The following is a 17736-nucleotide window of genomic DNA, read 5'->3' as shown; positions in this document are numbered from 1 at the left end:
TGCTTTGTTCCGGCTGAGCGAAGGAGATCGATCGTGCGCCGCATCATCAATGCGATCCTGCCTCTCGCGGGCTTGTTTGGTGCGGGCCTGCCCGGCGCAGCGCCTACAGCGGCGCAGACCTACGATCCGCGCCATCCCGTCTGCATCGAGATCTACACGATCGACGGCCGCAGCATCGACTGCAGTTTTGCGACGATCGCGCAGTGCGCCGCGACCGCCTCCGGGCAGTCCGCCCAGTGCTACGCCAATCCTATGCCACGCGGAGCAGACAGCTGAGCCCGGTTCCGTCGCCGCCGCGACGAAGCCGATAGCATCAGGTCAGCGCTCCGATCAGTGGACGCGAATGATATGGGGACGGCCAAGATCGATCAGCCCCTGCACCGCCGAGAGGCGGTCGTCGAGAGCTGCGATGGTCAGCAACAAATTGTTGCGGCGTTCGTCGAGAAGGCCCATCTCGGCGCCGGAGAGTTTGGTGCTCGATCGCTCCTTTTGAATCACCTCGAGAGATTGGCGCAATCCGGCAATCAGGCCGGACAGCTGCTTGGCTTCCTTGGTCATCGACCGCTTGGCGACATTGTGGCGGCGCGTCTCCGCCTGGTTCTGGCTCATCGTCGTCATCCTCCCGTGCCCCGCTGCCCCGAGTGGAATGCTTACAGCTTTGAGTAGACATATTACGATCGATGAAATCTGCCCGCGAAGAAGCTTCTTAAATTGTATGGGCAGGGAACCCGTTCCGGCCCAAACAGAAAGCCCGGCGCGAGGGCCGGGCTTTCGTTGGCAACTTTAGTGCTTTTGGTGCCCGCCACCGGGACCGCCGGCCGGGGCACCGCCGCCGTGCGGCGCGGCGTTGATGTGAGGAGCGCCGCCGCCACTGCCATGAGGCATCGCAGGCGCAGCCGCGCGCGGCGCCGGCATTTGGGCATGAGCGTTCATCGGCGAACCGTGGCCGACGTTCGGCTGAGCCACATGCGGCATCGCGGGCCGGCTTGCGGGAGCGGCTGATACGCGCGGCGCCTCATGTGGGCGCGCCATCGGCTGCGCACGCAGAGCCGCGCGGTGTGCGGCCTGCTCGTGCATGATGCGGGCCTGATCGTCCCGCGGATTGCGGCTCTGCAGATTGGTCCGCTCATGCGCGATGCGGTCAGCTCGTCCCGCACGGCTCCGGTCCGTCGTCACCGGAGTCTCGTGCCTGGCGATGGCGGCGTCGTGCCGTGAAGTTGCGGCATCACGGCCGGAGACCGCGGCCGCGCCCTTGGCACTTTCCTTGGCATTCGCGCCGTTGCGCCCGAGTGCGACCGCCGCATCGCGCGTTGCCGCGCGGCCGATGCGAGCCGCGCGTGGATCGATCGTCATCCGCGTCGCGTCGCGCTGATGCGAAGTCCAGTAGCTATTCCAGTGAGCATGCCGCCGATACCAGGGCCGCCCCTGATAATAGCTCGACCAGTACGAGGTCAGCACGAAGGGGACGATCGGCACGTCGACCTCGTCGACATAGTCAGGGAGATAGACGTAGTGATTGCGATAGAGATATTCGAGATATTGCGACGACACCCAGCCACGGTCATCCGAGAAGCTCACGTCGCACCAGGCGTTGCCGCGCAGGCAACCATGGATGTCGACGCGGGCGCCCTCGGGGATGCGATCGACCAGGGGAAAGCCCGAACCCGGCCCGGCGCGCAGGCCGGTCGAGACGGTGACCATGCCCGGTGCGGCCAGCGCGGCCGTCGGGGCGAGCAGCAATGCGGCTAACAACACGCTTCGGAATTTCATGGCGTAGTCCTCCTCTTTCGAGTCGGAACGCGCAAGCGGAACGGGCGTTCCGCGTACGAAGGTCTCATCCGCCAAAACATCGAGACGGATGCCGCGCGCGGTTCAATATTCATTCGCCGTTCATCGACACCGCGCGCAGAGAGAGCCTACGTGTGCGCCGCCGGCCCGTCAGTTCACTTGCAGCATGAAGCCGTCGAAGCACGCAGCAAGCGCAGCAAAATCATCGAGCGGCAGCACGGTCGCGACATACTGATCCGGCCGCACCACGACCATGCAGCCCGCCTTGCGGTCAATGCCGCGCATGGTGAAAACGTCCTGACCATTCTTGAGGTCCGGACAGAACATCTTCTCGTAGTCGATCAGGCCGTAGCGGCCCTTGCGCGGCAGCAGCAGCGCAGGCATCGCCTCGAGAGCGAGCTCGCGATGATCCTGCTGGAAGACCGCCCGCAGGTCGATCACGCTATCGATGTCGGCGACCGCGGGGGTGTAACGCCGGACCGGCGACTCCCGCGCATCGGAGAGAAAATTGCACAAGGCGCGAACGGCCGATCCGGTTGCTGCGGGATCCTCAGCGCCGGAGAAAGCGTAGATGCGGAAGCGGCCATCCGCCTGCGCAGCGTGACCGAGATGCACCGGCTTGGCATCCGCAAGCCGGATCACCGGTGCGGAATGAAATCGCGTGCCGATGACGAGGCCTTGCGCGAGATGCTGGTGGGACGTCGCTCCCGTCAGAACCGACGGGCGGTAATGCGTCGCCGTGCCCGCGGTGTAGCGACCGTGCCTCACGAAATAGTCCTGCGTCCTGGCGGCGTCGGCGCCGCCGGCCTTGGCGGCGGACGCAAGAATCCCCGCCCATTCCCGGTCGAAATCGATCAGCTCTTTGGCAACCGCCTGGCGCTCGGCCGAATAGGAATGCAGCAGGCTCGGCGCAGACTGCTTCCGCAAAACGGCAGCGAGCTTCCAGCCGAGATTGAAAGCGTCCTGCATCGAGACGTTCATGCCCTGCCCCGCCTTCGGGCTGTGGGTGTGGCAGGCATCGCCGGCGATGAATATCCGCGGCAGACGCGTAGCCGTCTCGGTCTCCGGCACGTCGTCGAACTTGTCGGTCAGGCGCTGGCCGATCTCGTAGACCGACCACCACGCGATCTCCTTCACATCGAGCGTATGCGGCTTCAGGATCCGCTGCGCTTTCGCGATCACGTCGTCGGCGGTGATATTGCGATTGGCGACGCGCTCGCCGATGTCGAGCTTGGCGAGCTCGACATAGAGGCGGACCATGTAGCCGCCCTCGCGCGGAATGATCAGCAGGCTACCGTCCTTCGCCGACTGAATCAGGGCCTTGAAGCGGATGTCGGGAAAATCGGTCACCGCCAGCACGTCCATCACGCCCCAGGCATGATTGGCGGAATCGCCGAGCAACTCGCGACCGATCGATTTGCGCACCGTGCTGCGGGCGCCGTCGCAGCCGACGACATAGCGCGCCTTGATCGTCTCGACCTTGCCCTCGTTCTCGGCATCGACCCGTTCGAGCCGCGCCGTCACGGCATGGTCGGCGGGACCCGCGGCCGGATCGACCTGAAGGTCGAGCAGGCGCCGACTGTAATGGGGCTCGAGCCTGCCCGGCGCCTTGCGCATGACGTCGAGAAAGCCGTCATGGATGCGCGCCTGGTTGAGAATAACGTGCGGGAATTCCGACAAACCGTCCTCGACGTCCTGCACCCGGCCGCTGCGGACGATATGTTCCGGCACCCGCTCGTCCGGCTTCCAGAATGTCGTCTCGTTCACCCAACAGGCTTCCTTCAGGACGCGCTCGCTGAATCCGAAGGCGTGGAACATCTCCATGGTGCGGCATGCGATGCCGTCGGCCTGCCCGACCAGCAAGCGGCCCGGCTTCTGCTCGACGATGCAGGTCTTGATGTCGGCAAACTGCGCAAGCTGGGCCGCAAGCGTCAGGCCCGCAGGGCCACAGCCGACGATGAGGACATCGACCTCTTCGGGCACGCCCCCCGTTGCGCCAGAAGGCTGAATGCGCGCGGCGGGATCGGCGATTTCGGGGTCGCCCGGCTGAAATCCATTGAGATGGAATTGCATGAGCACCTCTCCCGCCGATGTTCCGTTTGGATATTGATCAGTATGCTGACTATCAGTATACTTGTCAACGATCCCGGCCGTCCCGCCCCAACGGAGAAATTCGGTGAAAGACAACAACGACATGCCCGGACATCTGGCGCGCCGATTCCAGCAGATCGCGGTCGCGGTGTTTTTGGCCGAGGTCGGGGATGCCGGCTTCGACCTCACGCCGGTGCAATACGCCGCGCTCGCGACCATCAAGGCCAATCCGGGGCTCGACCAGGTGACGCTCGCGGGATTGATCGCCTACGACCGCACCACCATCACCGGCGTGATCGACCGGCTCGTGCAGAAGGGGCTCGCGGAGCGCCGCGCCTCGCGCCGCGACCGCCGTGCCCGCGAGCTCGAGATCACCGACGAAGGCCGGCGCACCCTGCGCAAGATCACGCCGGCCGTCGAATCCGCGCAACGCATCATGCTGCGTGGCCTCAGCGCGAAGGAAGGTGAGGATCTGATGCGCCTCCTGCACAAGGCCATCGCCGCCGGCAACGAACTCAGCCGCGCCCCGCTGCGCGGAGTGCAGGCATAGAGCGTTTTCGAGCGAGGTGGATACCGCTTCGCGTCAAGAAAACGTGCCAAGACAGAAAGCCCCGTAATTCTACCCCTCATTGTCGCAGTATCGCGAAACCAGGAACTAACCTTCGGCTGTTACGGTCGACGGCATTCGGCGTTTAACGCGCGATTAACTTTGCCGGTCTGGAGTTTCGGATGTTCAGGTTCCTCATTGCGGCGGCGGCGATCGCGCTCTCGACCGCTCCGGCGCTCGCGAATGGCCATGGCGGCGGCGATGCCCCTCCGCCGCCGAAGCCCGCGACCTCACCGGCGAAAGTCATCCTGACCAAGCAGGGCCCCACACTCGTGGACCTCAACGGCATGACGCTCTACTATTACGAGCGCGATACCACCGGCAAGACGTCGAACTGCAACGGGAAATGCGTCGAGAGCTGGGTGCCGCTGCCCGCAACGGCCGATGCCAAAGCGGTCGGCGACTTCACCGTGATCAACCGTAACGACGGCAGCAAGATGTGGGCCTATCGCTATCGTCCGCTCTACACCTCGCCGGCCGACAAGGCGCCGGGCGAGGCCAATGGCAATGCCACGACGCTGCAATGGCGCGTCGCCCGTCCCGAGAACTAGGGTCTGTACCTAATTAGCGAGTTCTGATTCCCTGGTGCCAAGTTGATTCGGCACGGGGGACTTCGATGCGGAAAGGACTGTTCTGGCTCAACGACAAGCAGTGGGCTCAGATAGAGCCGCATCTGCCAACAAACCAGACCGGCCCGGCGCGCGAAGACGATCGACGCATTATCAGCGGTATCATTCACATGCTCCAGTGCGGCGCACGCTGGCGCGATTGCCCGTCCGACTATGGCCCTTACACGACGATCTACAATCGGTTCAATCGCTGGGCTAAGCGCGGACATTGGCAGGCGATCTTTGAAGCGCTCGCCCGCTGCGGCAAGGACCGAGTGGCTTTGTCGATCGACTCCACCTCGATCAAAGCGCATCGCTCGGCGAGCGGCGGAAAAGGGGGGAGTGTGAACAGGCGATCGGCCGCTCGCGCGGTGGGCGGACCACGAAAATCCACGCGCTGAGCGACCCTGATTGCAAACCTTGCGCATTTCATCTCACTCCGGGACAAGCCGCAGACATTGCCGCAGGGCCGGCCCTTTTGAAGCTCGCGCCGCCCATGTCTTCCCTCATTGGGGACAAAGGCTACGATGGCGACGGCTTTCGCGCCGAAATCGTCAATCGCGGCGCGAAACCCGTCATTCCAAACAAATCCAACCGGGTAACCCTCCACAGCTTCAGCAAGCGCCTCTATAAAGGGCGCAATGTTATCGAGCGCTGTTTCTGCCGGCTCAAGGATTTCAGGCGTGTTGCTACTCGCTACGACAAACTTGCCAGAAACTTCTTGGCCGCCGTCCACCTCGCCGCTCTCGTCGCTTATTGGATCAATTGAGTCTGAACCCTAGCACTACTTTGGCAGATTGTTGATTTTGCCGCGATTTATAGGATTCCCGAATCAATTGTTCAATGATTCATGGGTGGTCGGCTCTTGGAGGGCTGACCATGCCGGGATGGGAAGACGAACTCGAACGCTGGCTGATGCCGTTCTTGGACCGGCTGGGTCATAAGACCCGACAGCGGATGTGTCCTCTATATGTTGCGGGATTGATCGGTCCTGGCGATCGCAAGAGCGTTCAGCCGATGGCGGAACGCCTTGCCACGAGCAACTACGACCAGTTGCACCATTTCATTGCGGACGGCGTCTGGAACGCGACGCCGCTAGAGACAGAGCTGCTCAACCAGGCGGACCGACTTGTCGGCGGCAGGGATGCGGTGCTGGTTATTGATGACACCTCACTGCCGAAAAAGGGTGAGCGATCGGTCGGTGTTGCGGCTCAATACGCGTCGGCTCTCGGTAAAACTGCAAATTGCCAAACGCTGGTGTCTTTAACGCTTGCGCGCGGGGAAGTGCCCGTGATGGTCGCGTTACGTCTCTTTCTGCCTGACAGCTGGACAAGCGACATGCCTCGCTTGAAGCGCGCTCGCGTGCCAGTCGAACACCGAACGCCGCGGTCCAAGCCGGAGATCGCTTTGGCCGAGATTGACCGCGCGATGGCAGCCAACATACGCTTTGGATGTGTGCTGGCGGATGCAGGATACGGCCTCAGCGCGCCGTTTCGACAAGGGCTAACAGAGCGCGGGCTGGCCTGGGCGGTCGGTATCCCTCGGCACCAGAAAGTGTATCCGGTCGATGTGAAGCTCATTTGGCCGATCACCAAAGCCCGTGGCAAACCACGAAAGCACCACGTGCCCGATATCTTATCGATTGCGGCAGAACAAATGCTGGCCAGCGCCAAATGGAAAACCGTGAGTTGGCGCAGCGGGACGAAAGGTCGGCTCAAAGCCCGATTTGCTGCTCTCCGTGTCCGCACCGCCGACGGCCCTCCGCAGCGGATATGGGATAAAGGTCAGCAGCATCTCCCAGGCGACGAAGCCTGGCTCATTGGCGAGCAACGTGCCTCCGGGGAGAAGAAATACTATCTCGCCAATCTTCCGGCGACGACGGATCTGCGCACGCTGGCCGCCACCATCAAGGCACGGTGGATTTGTGAGCAGGCGCATCAACAGTTGAAGGAGGAACTTGGACTTGATCACTTCGAAGGGCGATCATGGCAAGGTCTTCATCGCCACGCCCTTATGACAATGATTGCCTACGCCTTCCTGCAACATCGTCGCCTCGCAAACGCGGGGCGAAAAAAAAAGAATCAACGGGCCTCCGCCTCAACCGACTATGCCCGCCGTACGTCACGCCATCGTCGATCTCATCCTTCGGCCGCCGCCCCAGCAGTGCCCACATTGCCGAAAGCAAATCCTTGAAAAACAGCGGCGAAAACACATTCTGCCAAAGTAGTGCTAGGGCGACCTCACCCGCGCCAGCTGGGCCGCGCCTCGACTTGCGCGTTCTGTCCGGGCGGCAGCACCACGACCATTGAGTTGAGCTTCACCCGGTCATAGAGATCGATCACGTCCTCGTTGCGCATCCGGATGCATCCGGACGAGATCGCCTGCCCGATATATTCCGGCTGGTTGGTGCCGTGGATGCGGTAGAGCGTGTCCTTGTTGCCGGCATAGAGATAGATGCCCCGCGCGCCCAGCGGATTGGCGGGGCCTCCGGGCACCCGCGCCGGATAGGGCCCGAGCCGCGCCTGGATGTCCGCCGTCGGAACCCAATCCGGCCATTCCGCTAGACGACCGACCCGCGCGACTCCGGAGAACGCCATGGCTTCCTCGCCGACCGCGACGCCGTAGCGGATCGCCTTGCCTTCGGGCAGCACGAAATAGAGATAGCGCGCATCGGTATCGACCAGGATCGTGCCCGGCTGCTCCTTGCGCGGATAATCGACGATATGACGGAGATATTGCTCGGGCACGTTTGCTTGCGCGTAAGGCGTATGCGCCAGCAACTGCCGGTCGCGGGTCGTCATGCTCGCGTCCGTCGATGGCGAAAGCGTCGTCTGCATGCAGCCGCCCAACGGAAGCATGGCAAGGACGAGTAGAACGAATAAGGATCTTGGCACCGCCGGCCCCGATAGCGATAGCAGCGCCCCCAGCAACACCAGATGCTGCCAAAATCGTGCTGAAAACAAGGCATTGTGGAACAATTACGCGTGTTTTCTGAGGCGGGTTCCATCACCACAAACGGCGCAAGAGCGTCGCACAGTCTCCATCCCCTCGCCTTGCTTTGGTCAAACCCGGCTGGACTCGTGGGTCATGGTGCTTGGGCCTCATCGGATTTGGGGATTTGGATGGGCCCACCTCAACGGATCTGCTCGCGCCAATGCGAACGACCGATACCTCAATACTCAACACCTGGGGCTTCAAAACACCCAGGCTTCAAAGGAGCTGCGATGCTCGCGACGCTGAACTCTCGGCAAATCGTCGATGAGATCGTGAAGGACACGGTCACGAACAACGACCCGCACGACGCGGTGCAGATTTCGCCTGACATTGTGCTGGCCTCGCGCCCCCTCGGCGTCGCGCCCGCGCTTGCGCCTGAGATCACCGCCCGTCCCGAACCCAAAATAGATCCGGCGTTCACGCTGAAGTCCAGAATGAATCCGGAGCCGAAGTTCAGTCCCGTCGCGGAGCCGCAGACGGCAGCGCCCTCGGTCGACACCGCCGTGCGCGTTGCGGCCGGTGATGGTCTCAGCCGGCAGAAGCGCTCCTCCGCTGGCAAATGGCTGCGCGGCGCGTTCGTCACGATGCTGTTTGCGGGCGGAAGCGCGGCCGCCACTGTCGCCTGGGAGAAACATGGCGACACCGCAAGACAGATGCTCGCCGAATGGACCCCGGCATTGGCGTCGCTGCTGCCTTCGACCTCGCAGACCGCACCGCTCGCCGCCGCACAGGCTGCGCCGCCTGCGGACCAGGCCGCAACGGATCAAGCCACAACGGATCAAGCGGCCGATCAATCTGCGGCTCCGCCTGCAACCCAGGTTGCAGCAGCAGTGCCCCCGGCAACACAACCCGATCCTGTACAATCGGTGCAGTCGATGACGCGCGATCTCACCGCGATGGCGCAACAGATCGAGCAGCTCAAGGCCAACATCGCCGAGTTGAAGGCCGGGCAGGAGCAGATGGCACGCGAGATGGCGAAGCCGCCCGCGCCGAAGCCGGTGGCCGATACGAAGCCGCGCGTCGATCCGCGCCCGCAAATGTCCGCGCTACCGCCGCGGCCCGCGGCGCCGCCGGTTCGCAAACCGAAGCCGGTCGTGTCGCACACCTACATGCCGGCTTATTCGCCGGCGCCGCTCGCTCCGCCGCCGCCGGCCTCGCAGGCTGCCGCAGCCCCACCGCCCGCTGCCATGACGACGCAAGCCGTTGCCGACGACGACGGACCTGTCGTACGCCCGCCAATGCCGCTGCGCTGAACCATCGTCACGCGACGACGCGTCGCACCAGCGATGCTGTCAGAGTCGATGTGATGCGTAGAATCCGGATGACTACGGGAAGCGAGCTTCGATCGTTTTCCATCAAGAGAAAAGGCCGTCGGGATCTATGCCGGCGGCCTTCTCTTGCAGCTGCCGGTTCCCGGAGCCCGGTTCTGCTGCAATTCCATGCCTCATGATCACGCCGACATATTTAATAAAATCTTAACACGCTTGAATGCTGCACATCATTTCTGCGCCATAAGCACAGAGATTGCGCGCGCCGTTCATTCGATAAACATCGACTCAGTGGTACCATCGGTCATGTGTTGAAACGTCCACCCGAAGCTCAATTCGTCACACCGGGGAATTCGGATGCCCTACTATTCCTTCGATCTCGTGGTTGGTGAAGAGTTCAAGAACCAGGGCGGTATCATCCTCGAAGACATCGAGGTCGCCTCCGATCGCGCCGTTCAACTGGCCACCGAGCTGTCGCAGGTGAAGCCCGAGCTGCAAAGCAAGGGTTGCGCTGTGCGCGTCACCGACCGCGATCACAAAGAGGTCTATCGCACGCCGCTCGATCCGGTGCCGGCCTGGCGGCGCTAACCCGCCGGCCGGCTTCGCGGGCGCACGCTGATCCCCATTGCGGAGCGGCGCGGCAGCCGCTAGCCTTCCCGAAAATTCGGGGAGGTACCAAGGATGCGCACTGGTTTTCTGATGACGGCCCTGTTGCTGCTGGCCGCGCCCGCCCAAGCGGCCGACCATCCACGTTCGACCTATGTCACGTTGGTCTTGCAGGCCTTCGCCGCCAAGGTCGAATGTCCGGGCACCGATATCGCCTACCAGGATCTGGTGCAGAAGGCGGAGCAGATGCAGTTGCCCGAAGGCACCACCGAGAAGGTCCGCAAGGCGATCGCCTGGATGCACACGGGTGGCAAGATGGGCGAGAAGCAGGACGACGATCTGATGGCCGAGGTCGCGGTGGCCACCCAGGCGACCGACCTCAACCAACGCCGCCTCGGCATGCACGGCTGGTGCGAGGCCCAGAAGACCAACCTCGCCGGCCTGATCCGCAGCAAGGGCGGCTAGCGTGATCGCGCGGCGTTAAGCACGCCGCGCCGGAATTTTTGCTTCGGCCAATAATCGTCACATTTCTCGCCAGCATGCGGCTCTTTTCGAACTCGAACAGGGGAGCCCCATGCGGATCAACCATGTCCTTCTCGCGGTCGCGTTTGCCGTCGCACCGATGCTGACTGCGCCCGTGCTGGCGAAGAATTCCAATGCCCAGAAGGGCGAGGACAAATCGACCTCGTCTTCGTCGTGTAGCGCTTATCAGCAGGCGCCGGATGGCTCGTGGGAGCCGCTCCCCTGCAAGGAGACGGGCGAGCGCTCCCAGCCGCAGACACAGAATCGACCTCGCCGCAGGGCGCTGACCGCGGGGAGCGTTGAACGCGGGGGAGTGTCAGCTCTGGTGCGGACCGCGGATGATCTTCATCGCGTCCGCGATGTGACGCCACTCTTTGGCCTCGTCGGCCTCGCCGCGGCCCTCACAAGCCCTGGCCTGTTCGGCGGCCTTCGCGATCGCAGCAAAACCATGCTGTTCCAGCATCTGGCGCGCGACGGTGTGGACCTGGACCTCGGTCATCATGGGCGTTCTCCCGTTTGACGAAACCGCGGTGCATCGCGCCGCCGCGGGTTGTTCACAACGATTGAGCCCCGGACCTCGTTCCGTAGCGTTCACGTCAGCAAGCAAAAGGCGGCCCGCTATGCCCAGCGGACCGCCTTTTCACCCACCCCAAATTTGAAGCGTCGCGGCCGAGGTCCCTAGCCGGCCGCCGCGCGCTTGCGCTCGAAATCGTTGGGCACCTCGATATCGACCTCGAGGGTCGAGACCTCGTCGCCGCGATCGAGCCGGACAATGACCTTGGTCGGGTCCAGCGTGACGTGCCTGGAGACGACCGCGAGAATTTCCTCACGCAGCACACCGAGCAGATCGGGCTGGCCGCGCAGTCCGCGTTCATGGGCAAGCAGGATCTGCAACCGTTCGCGCGCGACGGGTGCAGAGGCCTTGTTGCCGCGGAGAAGCCGAAGCAGACCCATGCTCATGCGGCCCTCCGTCGCAGCAGGCGGTCCATGAAGCCCTTGCGCTCGGTCGGCACCTGCATGGGCACGGTGTCGCCGCACAGCCGCCGCGCCGCATCGATATAGGCCCGCGCCGGGGCGCCTTCCGCGTTCGACAGCGTCACGGGCGTGCCGACGTTGGAGGCGCGCAGCACGTCCTGGCTCTCCGGGATGATGCCGAGCAAAGGTGTTGCAAGAATTTCGAGGATGTCCTCGATGGTCAGCATCTCGCCGCGCGCGGCGCGCGAGGGATCATAGCGGGTGATGAGAATGTGCTTCTCGACCCGCTCGCCCTTCTCGGCCCGCACCGTCTTGGAATCGAGCATGCCGATGATGCGATCGGAATCGCGCACCGAGGAGACTTCGGGATTGGTGACGATCACGGCTTCGTCGGCAAAGCGCATCGCCATGGAGGCGCCGCGCTCGATGCCGGCCGGACTGTCGCAGATCACCCAGTCGAAACGGCTGCGCAGATCGTCGATGACCTTGCCCACGCCCTCTTCGGTCAGCGCGTCCTTGTCGCGGGTTTGCGAGGCCGGCAGCAGCCAGAGGTTCTCCAGCCGCTTGTCCTTGATCAGGGCCTGCGGCAGCTTTGCGACGCCCTGCACCACGTTGATGAGGTCGAACACGACGCGACGTTCGGCGCCCATCACGAGGTCGAGGTTGCGCAAGCCGACGTCGAAATCGACGACGACGACCTTTTCGCCGCGCTGCGCGAGCGCAGCCCCCAGTGCGGCGGTCGTCGTGGTCTTTCCGACGCCCCCCTTGCCTGACGTCACGACCAGTACCTTGGCCATCTCTCAAATCTCCTTCTGGTCAGTTCAGCGCAGTAATTCGCATGGTGTTGCCCTGCAGCCAGGCCTGGGCCGGCTTGCCGCGCAGGGCCGCGTCGATATCGTCGGCGGTCTGGTAAAAACCATCGATTGCAAGCAGTTCGGCCTCGATCTTCTGACAATAGATGCGCGCGCTCGTGTGACCGTTCACGCCCGCCATGGCGCGGCCGCGCAGCGCGCCGTAGATGTGAATGGAGCCGCCGGCGACGACCTCGGCGCCGGAGCCGACCGAACCCAAAATGGTGACGTCGCCTTCGGGGAAGATCACGGTCTGGCCCGACCGCACGGGGGTCTCGAGCAGCAGCGAGGTCGGCCTGGTCTCGACCTTTGCCTCGACCTTCTTGGGCGCACTCGGCTCGACCACGCAGCTGCGCCCGCCCGAAAGCAGCGGCGGCATCATGGGGGTCAACCGGCCCTCCTCCACGCCCTCGATCCCGAGCACGCGGATGTTGCGGTCCTGAAGGCTGGTGAGCAGATGGCCGATGCCGGACTGGCTGAGATCGACCGAGGACAGGTCGATCACCACGGGGCGGCCGGCGAAGAAGCCCGGCGAGCGCGCGATGGTGGTGTCGATCTCCTGCAGCCAGTCCTGGATGGGAACCGTCGGCACGAAGACGAAGGCCACATAGGAGCGCCCGCGCAGGCGAACCATTTGGCGTTGAGGTTTTACTGCAGCCTCCATAGCGGCCGACTCGTTCCCTGTTATTGAATGGTTAACGATGCCGCCGATATGGTTAATGGCCGGTTAATTTCTCCGTGGGTTACGTGGCATGGAAGCGCACCAAGGGCGTTGAGCAGGCGCTCTCGCCCCGCACAACGGTCATCGCCCGCGAAGGCGGGCGATCCAGTACTCCGAGACGGTTGCGGGTCAGCCGAAAGGCTGCGGCGTACTGGATGCCCCGGTCAAGCCGGGGCATGAGAGCGGAATGTGGGGCCGGCGCGGCGACCAGCCCCCTACTTCTTCACCTTGCTCGCATCCATCTTGATGGCGGGGTCCAGCATCTTGGTCGTGAACGCCGTCGTGACGTCGAACGGCTTCTCCATGCCGAGATAGGTCTGGACCAGATCGTAGTCCTTCTTCATCCGCTCGCCGTCGATCCAGCCGAGTGCCTTCGTCGTCGTGAATTCGTCCGTCATCAGGAACTTGATGCGCTCCCACTGGCGCTCCTGGTTCTCCTTGTCGAGACCGGAGACCTGATCGAGCAGCGCCTTCAGGCAGGGCGCGGCGTCGGCGACGCAAGTCGCGAAGGCCTTTTGCGTGACCCGCACGAACTCCTCGACCAGCTTCGGGTTCTTCTGCAAATAGCCACCGTTGACGATCAGCGAATTGCCGTAAGGATTGAGCCCGATGTCCTTCCAATTGACGTAGCCGAGATCGCTTCCGAACTCGATCACCTTCAAATCGTGCTCGTTGTAGAAGTCGCTGATGATGTCGACCGTATGGCTCTTGAGCGCGGCGATCTTCGCCGTCGGCCCGACATTGACGAAGCCGACGGAGTCGGGCGCAAGCCCTGCAGCCTTGGCGAAGGCCGGCCACATCACACGCGAGGCGTCCCCGGGCGGATTGCCGATCTTGTGGCCGGCAAAATCCTTCACCCCGTTCACGCCGTAGCTCTTCAACCAGTAGAAGGTCTGGCCGGTGTTGGCGTAGACGCTCATCACGGCAACAGCGTCAGCCCCCTTGCTCTTCGCCACCAGCATGGTGGCGAGATCGGCGACGCCGAAGGGCGAGCCGCCGGAGCCGACCTTGGCGGCGGAGACGCCGGAGCCCTTGCCGACCTCGATGGTCAGATCGATGCCCGCTTTCTCGTACCAGCCTTGCGCCTTGGCGTAATAATAGGGCGAGTGATCGGCCGTCGGCGCCCAGTTCAGGATCAGATTGACCGCCTCGCCCGCGTTCGCGGGCACGACTGGTGATCCGAGCATCAGGGCCACAGCCAGGGCCGAGCCCGCCGCCTGCAAACGCTTCATCGCATCTCTCCTCGTTGCCCGCGACCGGCTTGTCGCTCTCCCCCCGTGAGGATACCAATGCAACAAGGCCGCCCTCAACTTGTCAACTGTTTGGTTGGAAATGCCCGCAAAACGTTCAGGCGACACCGTGCCGCAGCGGCGCGACCCGGTCGCCACACGCAAGAAGCTGCTCACCGCGGCGCGCGAGGAGTTCGCCCGGCACGGCTTTGCCGGCGCCCGCGTCGACGAGATCGCAGAGCGCGCCGGTGTCAACAAGCAGCTCGTCTACCATTATTTCGGCGACAAGGACGCGCTCTATCTCGCCGTGCTCGAATGGGTTTACGCCGATATCCGCGAGCAGGAACGTCAGCTCAATCTCGAAGGCCTGCCGCCGGGAAAGGCGATCCGGAAACTGATCGAGGCCTCGTTCGATTACCTCGCGACGAACCCCGATTTCATCGTGCTTCTGAACGACGAGAACCGCGGCGGTGCCCGCCACGTCCGCGGCTCGACGCGGCTGGAGGCGATGCATTCGCCGCTGGTGAAGAGCGTGTCCCACATCCTTCACGAAGGCGTCCGCGCCGGCATGTTCCGCAAGGGGATCGACCCGATCCAGCTCTATATCTCCATCGCGGGCCTCAGCTATTTCTATCTCTCCAACACGCCGACGCTGTCGGCGATCTTCGGCAAGGACCTGTCGAGCCGGGCCGCGCGCCGCGCCCGCCGCCGGCACGTCGCCGATCTCGTGCTGCATTCGCTCCGGCCATAATCAACCAACTGGTTGAAACTTCCCCTCCGGGACGGCTAGGCTTGCGACCAGCGGCAAGGTGGCCGCTGACAACAGGGAGTAACCGGTGACAGGAGACGGCGCCCGCAATACGCGCAGCTTTGCGATCGTCCTAATCGTGCACTTCGCCGTGCTGGTGCTCTGGCAGGTGCTGGTCGATGCCTTCCACGTCCCGAAGTTCATCCTGCCGTCGCCGCTCGCGACAATCCAGACGCTAGGAACCGCGAGCTACGCCTGGGGCGCCAACACGCTGGTGACGGCGATCGAGATCCTCGGCGGCTTTGCGCTCGGCGCCTTCGTCGGCGTGACGCTGGCCGTCATCTTCAGCTGGGCGCCGCTGATCAGCCTCGTGCTGCTGCCGCTGTTCGTGACGCTGAACATGATCCCGAAGGTCGCGCTCGGTCCGCTCCTCATCGTCTGGTTCTCCTACGGCATCGTGCCGAACATCCTGATCGCCTTCAGCATCTGCTTCTTCCCGATCCTGCTCACCACCGCGCGGGGCTTGCGCGAGGTCGAGCCGGATCTGCTCGACCTCGTCAAATCGCTGCGCGGCTCGCGCTGGACGCTGTTCCGCAAGATCCAGCTGCCGGGATCGCTGCCTTACATCTTCTCCGGGATGAAGGTCGGCGCCATCCTCGCGGTCGCCGGCGCCATAGTCGGCGAGTTCATCGCCTCCGAGCGCGGGCTCGGCTACCTCATGATCCAGGTGCAGTCGTCGCTCGACACGCCCGCGATGGTGATGGCCGTCGTGCTGCTCACCCTGCTCGGCGTCGCGCTTTACGGCTTCGTGCTCGTCCTCGAACGCATCTTCGTCGTCGGCGACGCAAGACAAACTTGAAGATCAAGGACCACAACCATGCTCCTCACCCGCCAGAACCTGCCGAAGACCATCCCTGATATCGCTGCGCTCGACGATCTCCTGTGCCGGCCGACCCAGGCATTGATCGACGACCTCGCCCGGGTCGACGGCGACATCATGATCCTCGGCGTCGCCGGCAAGATGGGGCCGACGCTGGCGGGGCTTGCCAAGGCCGCAGCGCCCGATCGCCGTGTCATCGGCGTCGCCCGCTTCAGCGACGCCGGCGTCAAGGACTGGCTGCACGCGCGTGGCGTCGAGACTATCAATTGCGACCTAATGGACGAGACCGCGATCCAGGCGCTGCCGAAGGCGCCCAACATTGTCTTCATGGCCGGCCGCAAATTCGGCGCTGAGGGCGATCTCTCGCTGACCTGGGCGATGAATGCGCACGTGCCGGCACTGATCGCGCAGGCCTTCCCCTCGTCGCGGATCGTGGCGTTCTCGACCGGCTGCATCTATCCGTTCGTCCCCGTCGACGGCAAAGGATCGGGCGAGGACATGGCGCCGAACCCGCCCGGCGAGTACGCCCAGTCCTGCGTGGGCCGCGAGCGCATGTTCGAGTATTTTTCGCGCAAGTTCGGAACGCCCGGGCGGCTATTCCGCCTCAACTACGCGATCGACATGCGCTATGGCGTGCTGCACGACATCGCCTTGAAAGTGCTCACGGGCACGCCGATCGACCTCAGCATCGGTCATGTCAATTTCATCTGGCAGGGCGATGCCTCATCGCAGGCGCTGCGCTGCCTCGCGCATTGCACAGCGCCGACCTCGCCGATCAATGTCAGCGGCCACGAGATTTTGGCGGTGCGCGACCTCGCAGCAAGATTCGGCGCCAGGTTCGGCCGTATGCCGGTGCTGACAGGAAACGAAGAGCCGACCGCGTGGCTGACCGACACGTCCAAGGCAGTCGAGCTTTTCGGCCTGCCGGTCGTCGACACCGAGCAGCTGATCGCCTGGACGGCGGATTGGGTGTCGCGCGCCATGCCGAGCCTCGGCAAGCCCACCAAATACGAGGTGCGCGATGGACGCTACTGACGATCCGCGCATCATCCGGCTTGGCGTCGAGGATGCTGCGGCGGGCCTCGCGCTCTCGACAGAGGCGCACTGGAACCAGAATGAAGACGACTGGCGGTTTTTCCTAAGCGACGGCGTCGCGTTCGGCATCCGTGATGGCGCGCAACTGGTCGCGACCGCAGCACTCCTGCCCTACCCCGGCGACAACGCCTGGATCAGCATGGTGCTGGTGACGGCAAGCCATCGCCGACGCGGTCTCGCCACGCGGCTCGTCGACGCCTGCCTGGCGATGGCGCGCGAACGCGGCCTGACGAGCTGGCTCGACGCAACCCCGGACGGTGCTGCCGTCTATGGGCCGCTCGGGTTCACGCCGACCCTGCAATTGCGCCGGCTCAAGCTGGTGAAATCGGCATCCGCGTCCGGGCAGGCACCTTCGTCCGCGACACTCGACGCGCTCCGCGCGCGCGACCGGCGCGCCACGGGCCTCGATCGAACCGCCCTGCTCTCCAACTTCGCGCAGCGTTCCGGCTCGCGCATCGTCTCCGCGAACGGCGCCATCGCGCTGGTTCGCGACGGACGTACCGCCCGCCATATCGGCCCGCTGCTTGCCGACGACGCGGCAGCCGCGCTGACCCTGGTCGATGCCATCGCGCGATCGGAGACCGGACCGCTGCTGCTCGATGCCGTCGCGTCGCAAGCCGCGTTCCCTGAAGGATTGACCGCATCCGGCTGGATCATCGAGCGCCCGTTCCAGCGCATGCGGTTCGGCCCCGCTAAGACCGCGGGTGAAGACATGCCATTCGCCGTCGCCGGCCCTGAATTCGGATAGGACAT

20 protein-coding genes and 2 pseudogenes are annotated in these 17736 nt (G+C 63.9%); 13 read left to right on the top strand and 9 right to left on the bottom strand.

Going from position 1 to position 17736, the window contains the following annotated elements:
- Positions 1 to 33: 33 nt before the first annotated feature.
- Positions 34 to 276: a DUF3551 domain-containing protein gene (locus IVB19_RS16540; RefSeq protein ID WP_247370954.1), complete on the top strand. Its 243-nt coding sequence runs from the start codon at positions 34 to 36 to the stop codon at positions 274 to 276.
- A gap of 54 nt (positions 277 to 330) precedes the next feature.
- Here the strand turns inward: IVB19_RS16540 and IVB19_RS16535 are convergent, their stop codons facing one another.
- The 3 genes from IVB19_RS16535 to IVB19_RS16525 form a co-directional block, all read right to left on the bottom strand.
- On the bottom strand, positions 331 to 609 hold the full coding sequence (locus tag IVB19_RS16535; protein ID WP_247370951.1) for a hypothetical protein: 279 nt from the start codon (positions 607 to 609) through the stop codon (positions 331 to 333).
- A 174-nt stretch (positions 610 to 783) separates the two neighbouring features.
- Positions 784 to 1770 carry an SH3 domain-containing protein gene (locus tag IVB19_RS16530; protein ID WP_247821590.1) on the bottom strand — a complete coding sequence of 329 codons (987 nt, stop codon included), beginning with the start codon at positions 1768 to 1770 and terminating at the stop codon, positions 784 to 786.
- Between the two features lie 168 nt (positions 1771 to 1938).
- The gene (locus IVB19_RS16525; protein WP_247821589.1) at positions 1939 to 3861 is read right to left on the bottom strand and encodes an FAD-binding monooxygenase; all 1923 of its coding nucleotides are present in this window, start codon (positions 3859 to 3861) and stop codon (positions 1939 to 1941) included.
- A gap of 103 nt (positions 3862 to 3964) precedes the next feature.
- On the opposite strand from IVB19_RS16525, the gene IVB19_RS16520 reads away from it, so the two are divergent.
- The 4 genes and pseudogenes from IVB19_RS16520 (at position 3965) to IVB19_RS16500 (ending at position 7287) form a co-directional block, all read left to right on the top strand.
- Complete coding sequence (locus IVB19_RS16520) at positions 3965 to 4429, top strand: MarR family winged helix-turn-helix transcriptional regulator (protein WP_247370942.1); 465 nt, start codon at positions 3965 to 3967, stop codon at positions 4427 to 4429.
- 179 nt (positions 4430 to 4608) lie between these two features.
- Positions 4609 to 5037 carry a COG4315 family predicted lipoprotein gene (locus IVB19_RS16515; protein WP_018454539.1) on the top strand — a complete coding sequence of 143 codons (429 nt, stop codon included), beginning with the start codon at positions 4609 to 4611 and terminating at the stop codon, positions 5035 to 5037.
- Positions 5038 to 5102: 65 nt separating this feature from the next.
- A pseudogene (locus IVB19_RS16505) lies at positions 5103 to 5863 on the top strand (IS5 family transposase).
- Positions 5864 to 5937: 74 nt separating this feature from the next.
- On the top strand, positions 5938 to 7287 hold the full coding sequence (locus IVB19_RS16500; RefSeq protein ID WP_247363696.1) for an IS701 family transposase: 1350 nt from the start codon (positions 5938 to 5940) through the stop codon (positions 7285 to 7287).
- Between the two features lie 47 nt (positions 7288 to 7334).
- Here the strand turns inward: IVB19_RS16500 and IVB19_RS16495 are convergent, their stop codons facing one another.
- Positions 7335 to 7952 (bottom strand): L,D-transpeptidase, encoded by a 618-nt coding sequence (locus IVB19_RS16495; protein ID WP_018454540.1) that lies wholly within the window; start codon positions 7950 to 7952, stop codon positions 7335 to 7337.
- A gap of 366 nt (positions 7953 to 8318) precedes the next feature.
- On the opposite strand from IVB19_RS16495, the gene IVB19_RS16490 reads away from it, so the two are divergent.
- From IVB19_RS16490 to IVB19_RS16475, 4 genes and pseudogenes are all read left to right on the top strand, one after another.
- A complete protein-coding gene (locus IVB19_RS16490) occupies positions 8319 to 9341 on the top strand; it encodes a hypothetical protein (RefSeq protein WP_247370939.1) in 1023 nt (340 codons plus the stop codon).
- Between the two features lie 372 nt (positions 9342 to 9713).
- Entirely contained in the window at positions 9714 to 9944 is a 231-nt protein-coding gene (locus tag IVB19_RS16485) for a DUF6894 family protein (protein WP_007591727.1), read from the top strand.
- Between the two features lie 93 nt (positions 9945 to 10037).
- Positions 10038 to 10427 (top strand): hypothetical protein, encoded by a 390-nt coding sequence (locus IVB19_RS16480; protein ID WP_247370936.1) that lies wholly within the window; start codon positions 10038 to 10040, stop codon positions 10425 to 10427.
- Positions 10428 to 10536: 109 nt separating this feature from the next.
- Positions 10537 to 10787: pseudogene (locus IVB19_RS16475) on the top strand (hypothetical protein).
- Between the two features lie 13 nt (positions 10788 to 10800).
- On the opposite strand, the gene IVB19_RS16470 reads toward IVB19_RS16475, so the two are convergent.
- The 5 genes from IVB19_RS16470 to IVB19_RS16450 all read right to left on the bottom strand — a co-directional run bounded on the left by IVB19_RS16470 (position 10801) and on the right by IVB19_RS16450 (position 14263).
- Positions 10801 to 10986: a hypothetical protein gene (locus IVB19_RS16470; RefSeq protein WP_018454544.1), complete on the bottom strand. Its 186-nt coding sequence runs from the start codon at positions 10984 to 10986 to the stop codon at positions 10801 to 10803.
- Between the two features lie 176 nt (positions 10987 to 11162).
- Positions 11163 to 11444, bottom strand: coding sequence for a cell division topological specificity factor MinE (minE, locus tag IVB19_RS16465; protein WP_007591739.1), 282 nt, complete (start codon positions 11442 to 11444; stop codon positions 11163 to 11165).
- Positions 11441 to 12256, bottom strand: coding sequence for a septum site-determining protein MinD (minD, locus tag IVB19_RS16460; protein WP_007591740.1), 816 nt, complete (start codon positions 12254 to 12256; stop codon positions 11441 to 11443). Before minD ends, minE begins: the two co-directional genes overlap by 4 nt.
- A gap of 19 nt (positions 12257 to 12275) precedes the next feature.
- Entirely contained in the window at positions 12276 to 12974 is a 699-nt protein-coding gene (gene minC / locus IVB19_RS16455; protein ID WP_247395243.1) for a septum site-determining protein MinC, read from the bottom strand.
- Between the two features lie 272 nt (positions 12975 to 13246).
- The gene (locus IVB19_RS16450) at positions 13247 to 14263 is read right to left on the bottom strand and encodes an ABC transporter substrate-binding protein (protein WP_247368631.1); all 1017 of its coding nucleotides are present in this window, start codon (positions 14261 to 14263) and stop codon (positions 13247 to 13249) included.
- 100 nt (positions 14264 to 14363) lie between these two features.
- On the opposite strand from IVB19_RS16450, the gene IVB19_RS16445 reads away from it, so the two are divergent.
- The 4 genes from IVB19_RS16445 (at position 14364) to IVB19_RS16430 (ending at position 17731) form a co-directional block, all read left to right on the top strand.
- The gene (locus IVB19_RS16445) at positions 14364 to 15011 is read left to right on the top strand and encodes a TetR/AcrR family transcriptional regulator (protein WP_018454547.1); all 648 of its coding nucleotides are present in this window, start codon (positions 14364 to 14366) and stop codon (positions 15009 to 15011) included.
- An 85-nt stretch (positions 15012 to 15096) separates the two neighbouring features.
- A complete protein-coding gene (locus IVB19_RS16440) occupies positions 15097 to 15867 on the top strand; it encodes an ABC transporter permease (protein ID WP_026232760.1) in 771 nt (256 codons plus the stop codon).
- Between the two features lie 18 nt (positions 15868 to 15885).
- Positions 15886 to 16923, top strand: coding sequence for an NAD-dependent epimerase/dehydratase family protein (locus IVB19_RS16435; protein WP_247370932.1), 1038 nt, complete (start codon positions 15886 to 15888; stop codon positions 16921 to 16923).
- On the top strand, positions 16910 to 17731 hold the full coding sequence (locus IVB19_RS16430) for a GNAT family N-acetyltransferase (RefSeq protein ID WP_085353566.1): 822 nt from the start codon (positions 16910 to 16912) through the stop codon (positions 17729 to 17731). The genes IVB19_RS16435 and IVB19_RS16430 overlap by 14 nt, the downstream gene beginning before the upstream one ends.
- The last annotated feature ends 5 nt before the right edge of the window (positions 17732 to 17736 follow it).

The sequence above is a fragment of the Bradyrhizobium sp. 187 genome (assembly GCF_023101005.1).
In the GTDB taxonomy this organism is placed as follows: Bacteria; Pseudomonadota; Alphaproteobacteria; order Rhizobiales; family Xanthobacteraceae; genus Bradyrhizobium; species Bradyrhizobium canariense_D.
The sequence above is the reverse complement of the archived record's forward strand: the minus strand, read 5'-3'. Positions and strand labels throughout refer to the sequence as shown.

Excerpts from the sequence above, each read along its gene's own strand:
- minE (WP_007591739.1), bottom strand. The coding sequence starts at position 11,444 with ATGAGCATGGGTCTGCTTCGGCTTCTCCGCGGCAACAAGGCCTCTGCA.
- IVB19_RS16525 (WP_247821589.1), bottom strand. The coding sequence starts at position 3,861 with ATGCAATTCCATCTCAATGGATTTCAGCCGGGCGACCCCGAAATCGCC.
- IVB19_RS16470 (WP_018454544.1), bottom strand. The coding sequence starts at position 10,986 with ATGATGACCGAGGTCCAGGTCCACACCGTCGCGCGCCAGATGCTGGAA.
- IVB19_RS16530 (WP_247821590.1), bottom strand. The coding sequence starts at position 1,770 with ATGAAATTCCGAAGCGTGTTGTTAGCCGCATTGCTGCTCGCCCCGACG.
- minC (WP_247395243.1), bottom strand. The coding sequence starts at position 12,974 with ATGGAGGCTGCAGTAAAACCTCAACGCCAAATGGTTCGCCTGCGCGGG.
- IVB19_RS16500 (WP_247363696.1), top strand. The coding sequence starts at position 5,938 with ATGATTCATGGGTGGTCGGCTCTTGGAGGGCTGACCATGCCGGGATGG.
- minD (WP_007591740.1), bottom strand. The coding sequence starts at position 12,256 with ATGGCCAAGGTACTGGTCGTGACGTCAGGCAAGGGGGGCGTCGGAAAG.
- IVB19_RS16450 (WP_247368631.1), bottom strand. The coding sequence starts at position 14,263 with ATGAAGCGTTTGCAGGCGGCGGGCTCGGCCCTGGCTGTGGCCCTGATG.
- IVB19_RS16535 (WP_247370951.1), bottom strand. The coding sequence starts at position 609 with ATGAGCCAGAACCAGGCGGAGACGCGCCGCCACAATGTCGCCAAGCGG.
- IVB19_RS16490 (WP_247370939.1), top strand. The coding sequence starts at position 8,319 with ATGCTCGCGACGCTGAACTCTCGGCAAATCGTCGATGAGATCGTGAAG.
- IVB19_RS16495 (WP_018454540.1), bottom strand. The coding sequence starts at position 7,952 with ATGCTTCCGTTGGGCGGCTGCATGCAGACGACGCTTTCGCCATCGACG.
- IVB19_RS16445 (WP_018454547.1), top strand. The coding sequence starts at position 14,364 with ATGCCCGCAAAACGTTCAGGCGACACCGTGCCGCAGCGGCGCGACCCG.
- IVB19_RS16480 (WP_247370936.1), top strand. The coding sequence starts at position 10,038 with ATGCGCACTGGTTTTCTGATGACGGCCCTGTTGCTGCTGGCCGCGCCC.
- IVB19_RS16435 (WP_247370932.1), top strand. The coding sequence starts at position 15,886 with ATGCTCCTCACCCGCCAGAACCTGCCGAAGACCATCCCTGATATCGCT.
- IVB19_RS16515 (WP_018454539.1), top strand. The coding sequence starts at position 4,609 with ATGTTCAGGTTCCTCATTGCGGCGGCGGCGATCGCGCTCTCGACCGCT.
- IVB19_RS16485 (WP_007591727.1), top strand. The coding sequence starts at position 9,714 with ATGCCCTACTATTCCTTCGATCTCGTGGTTGGTGAAGAGTTCAAGAAC.
- IVB19_RS16430 (WP_085353566.1), top strand. The coding sequence starts at position 16,910 with ATGGACGCTACTGACGATCCGCGCATCATCCGGCTTGGCGTCGAGGAT.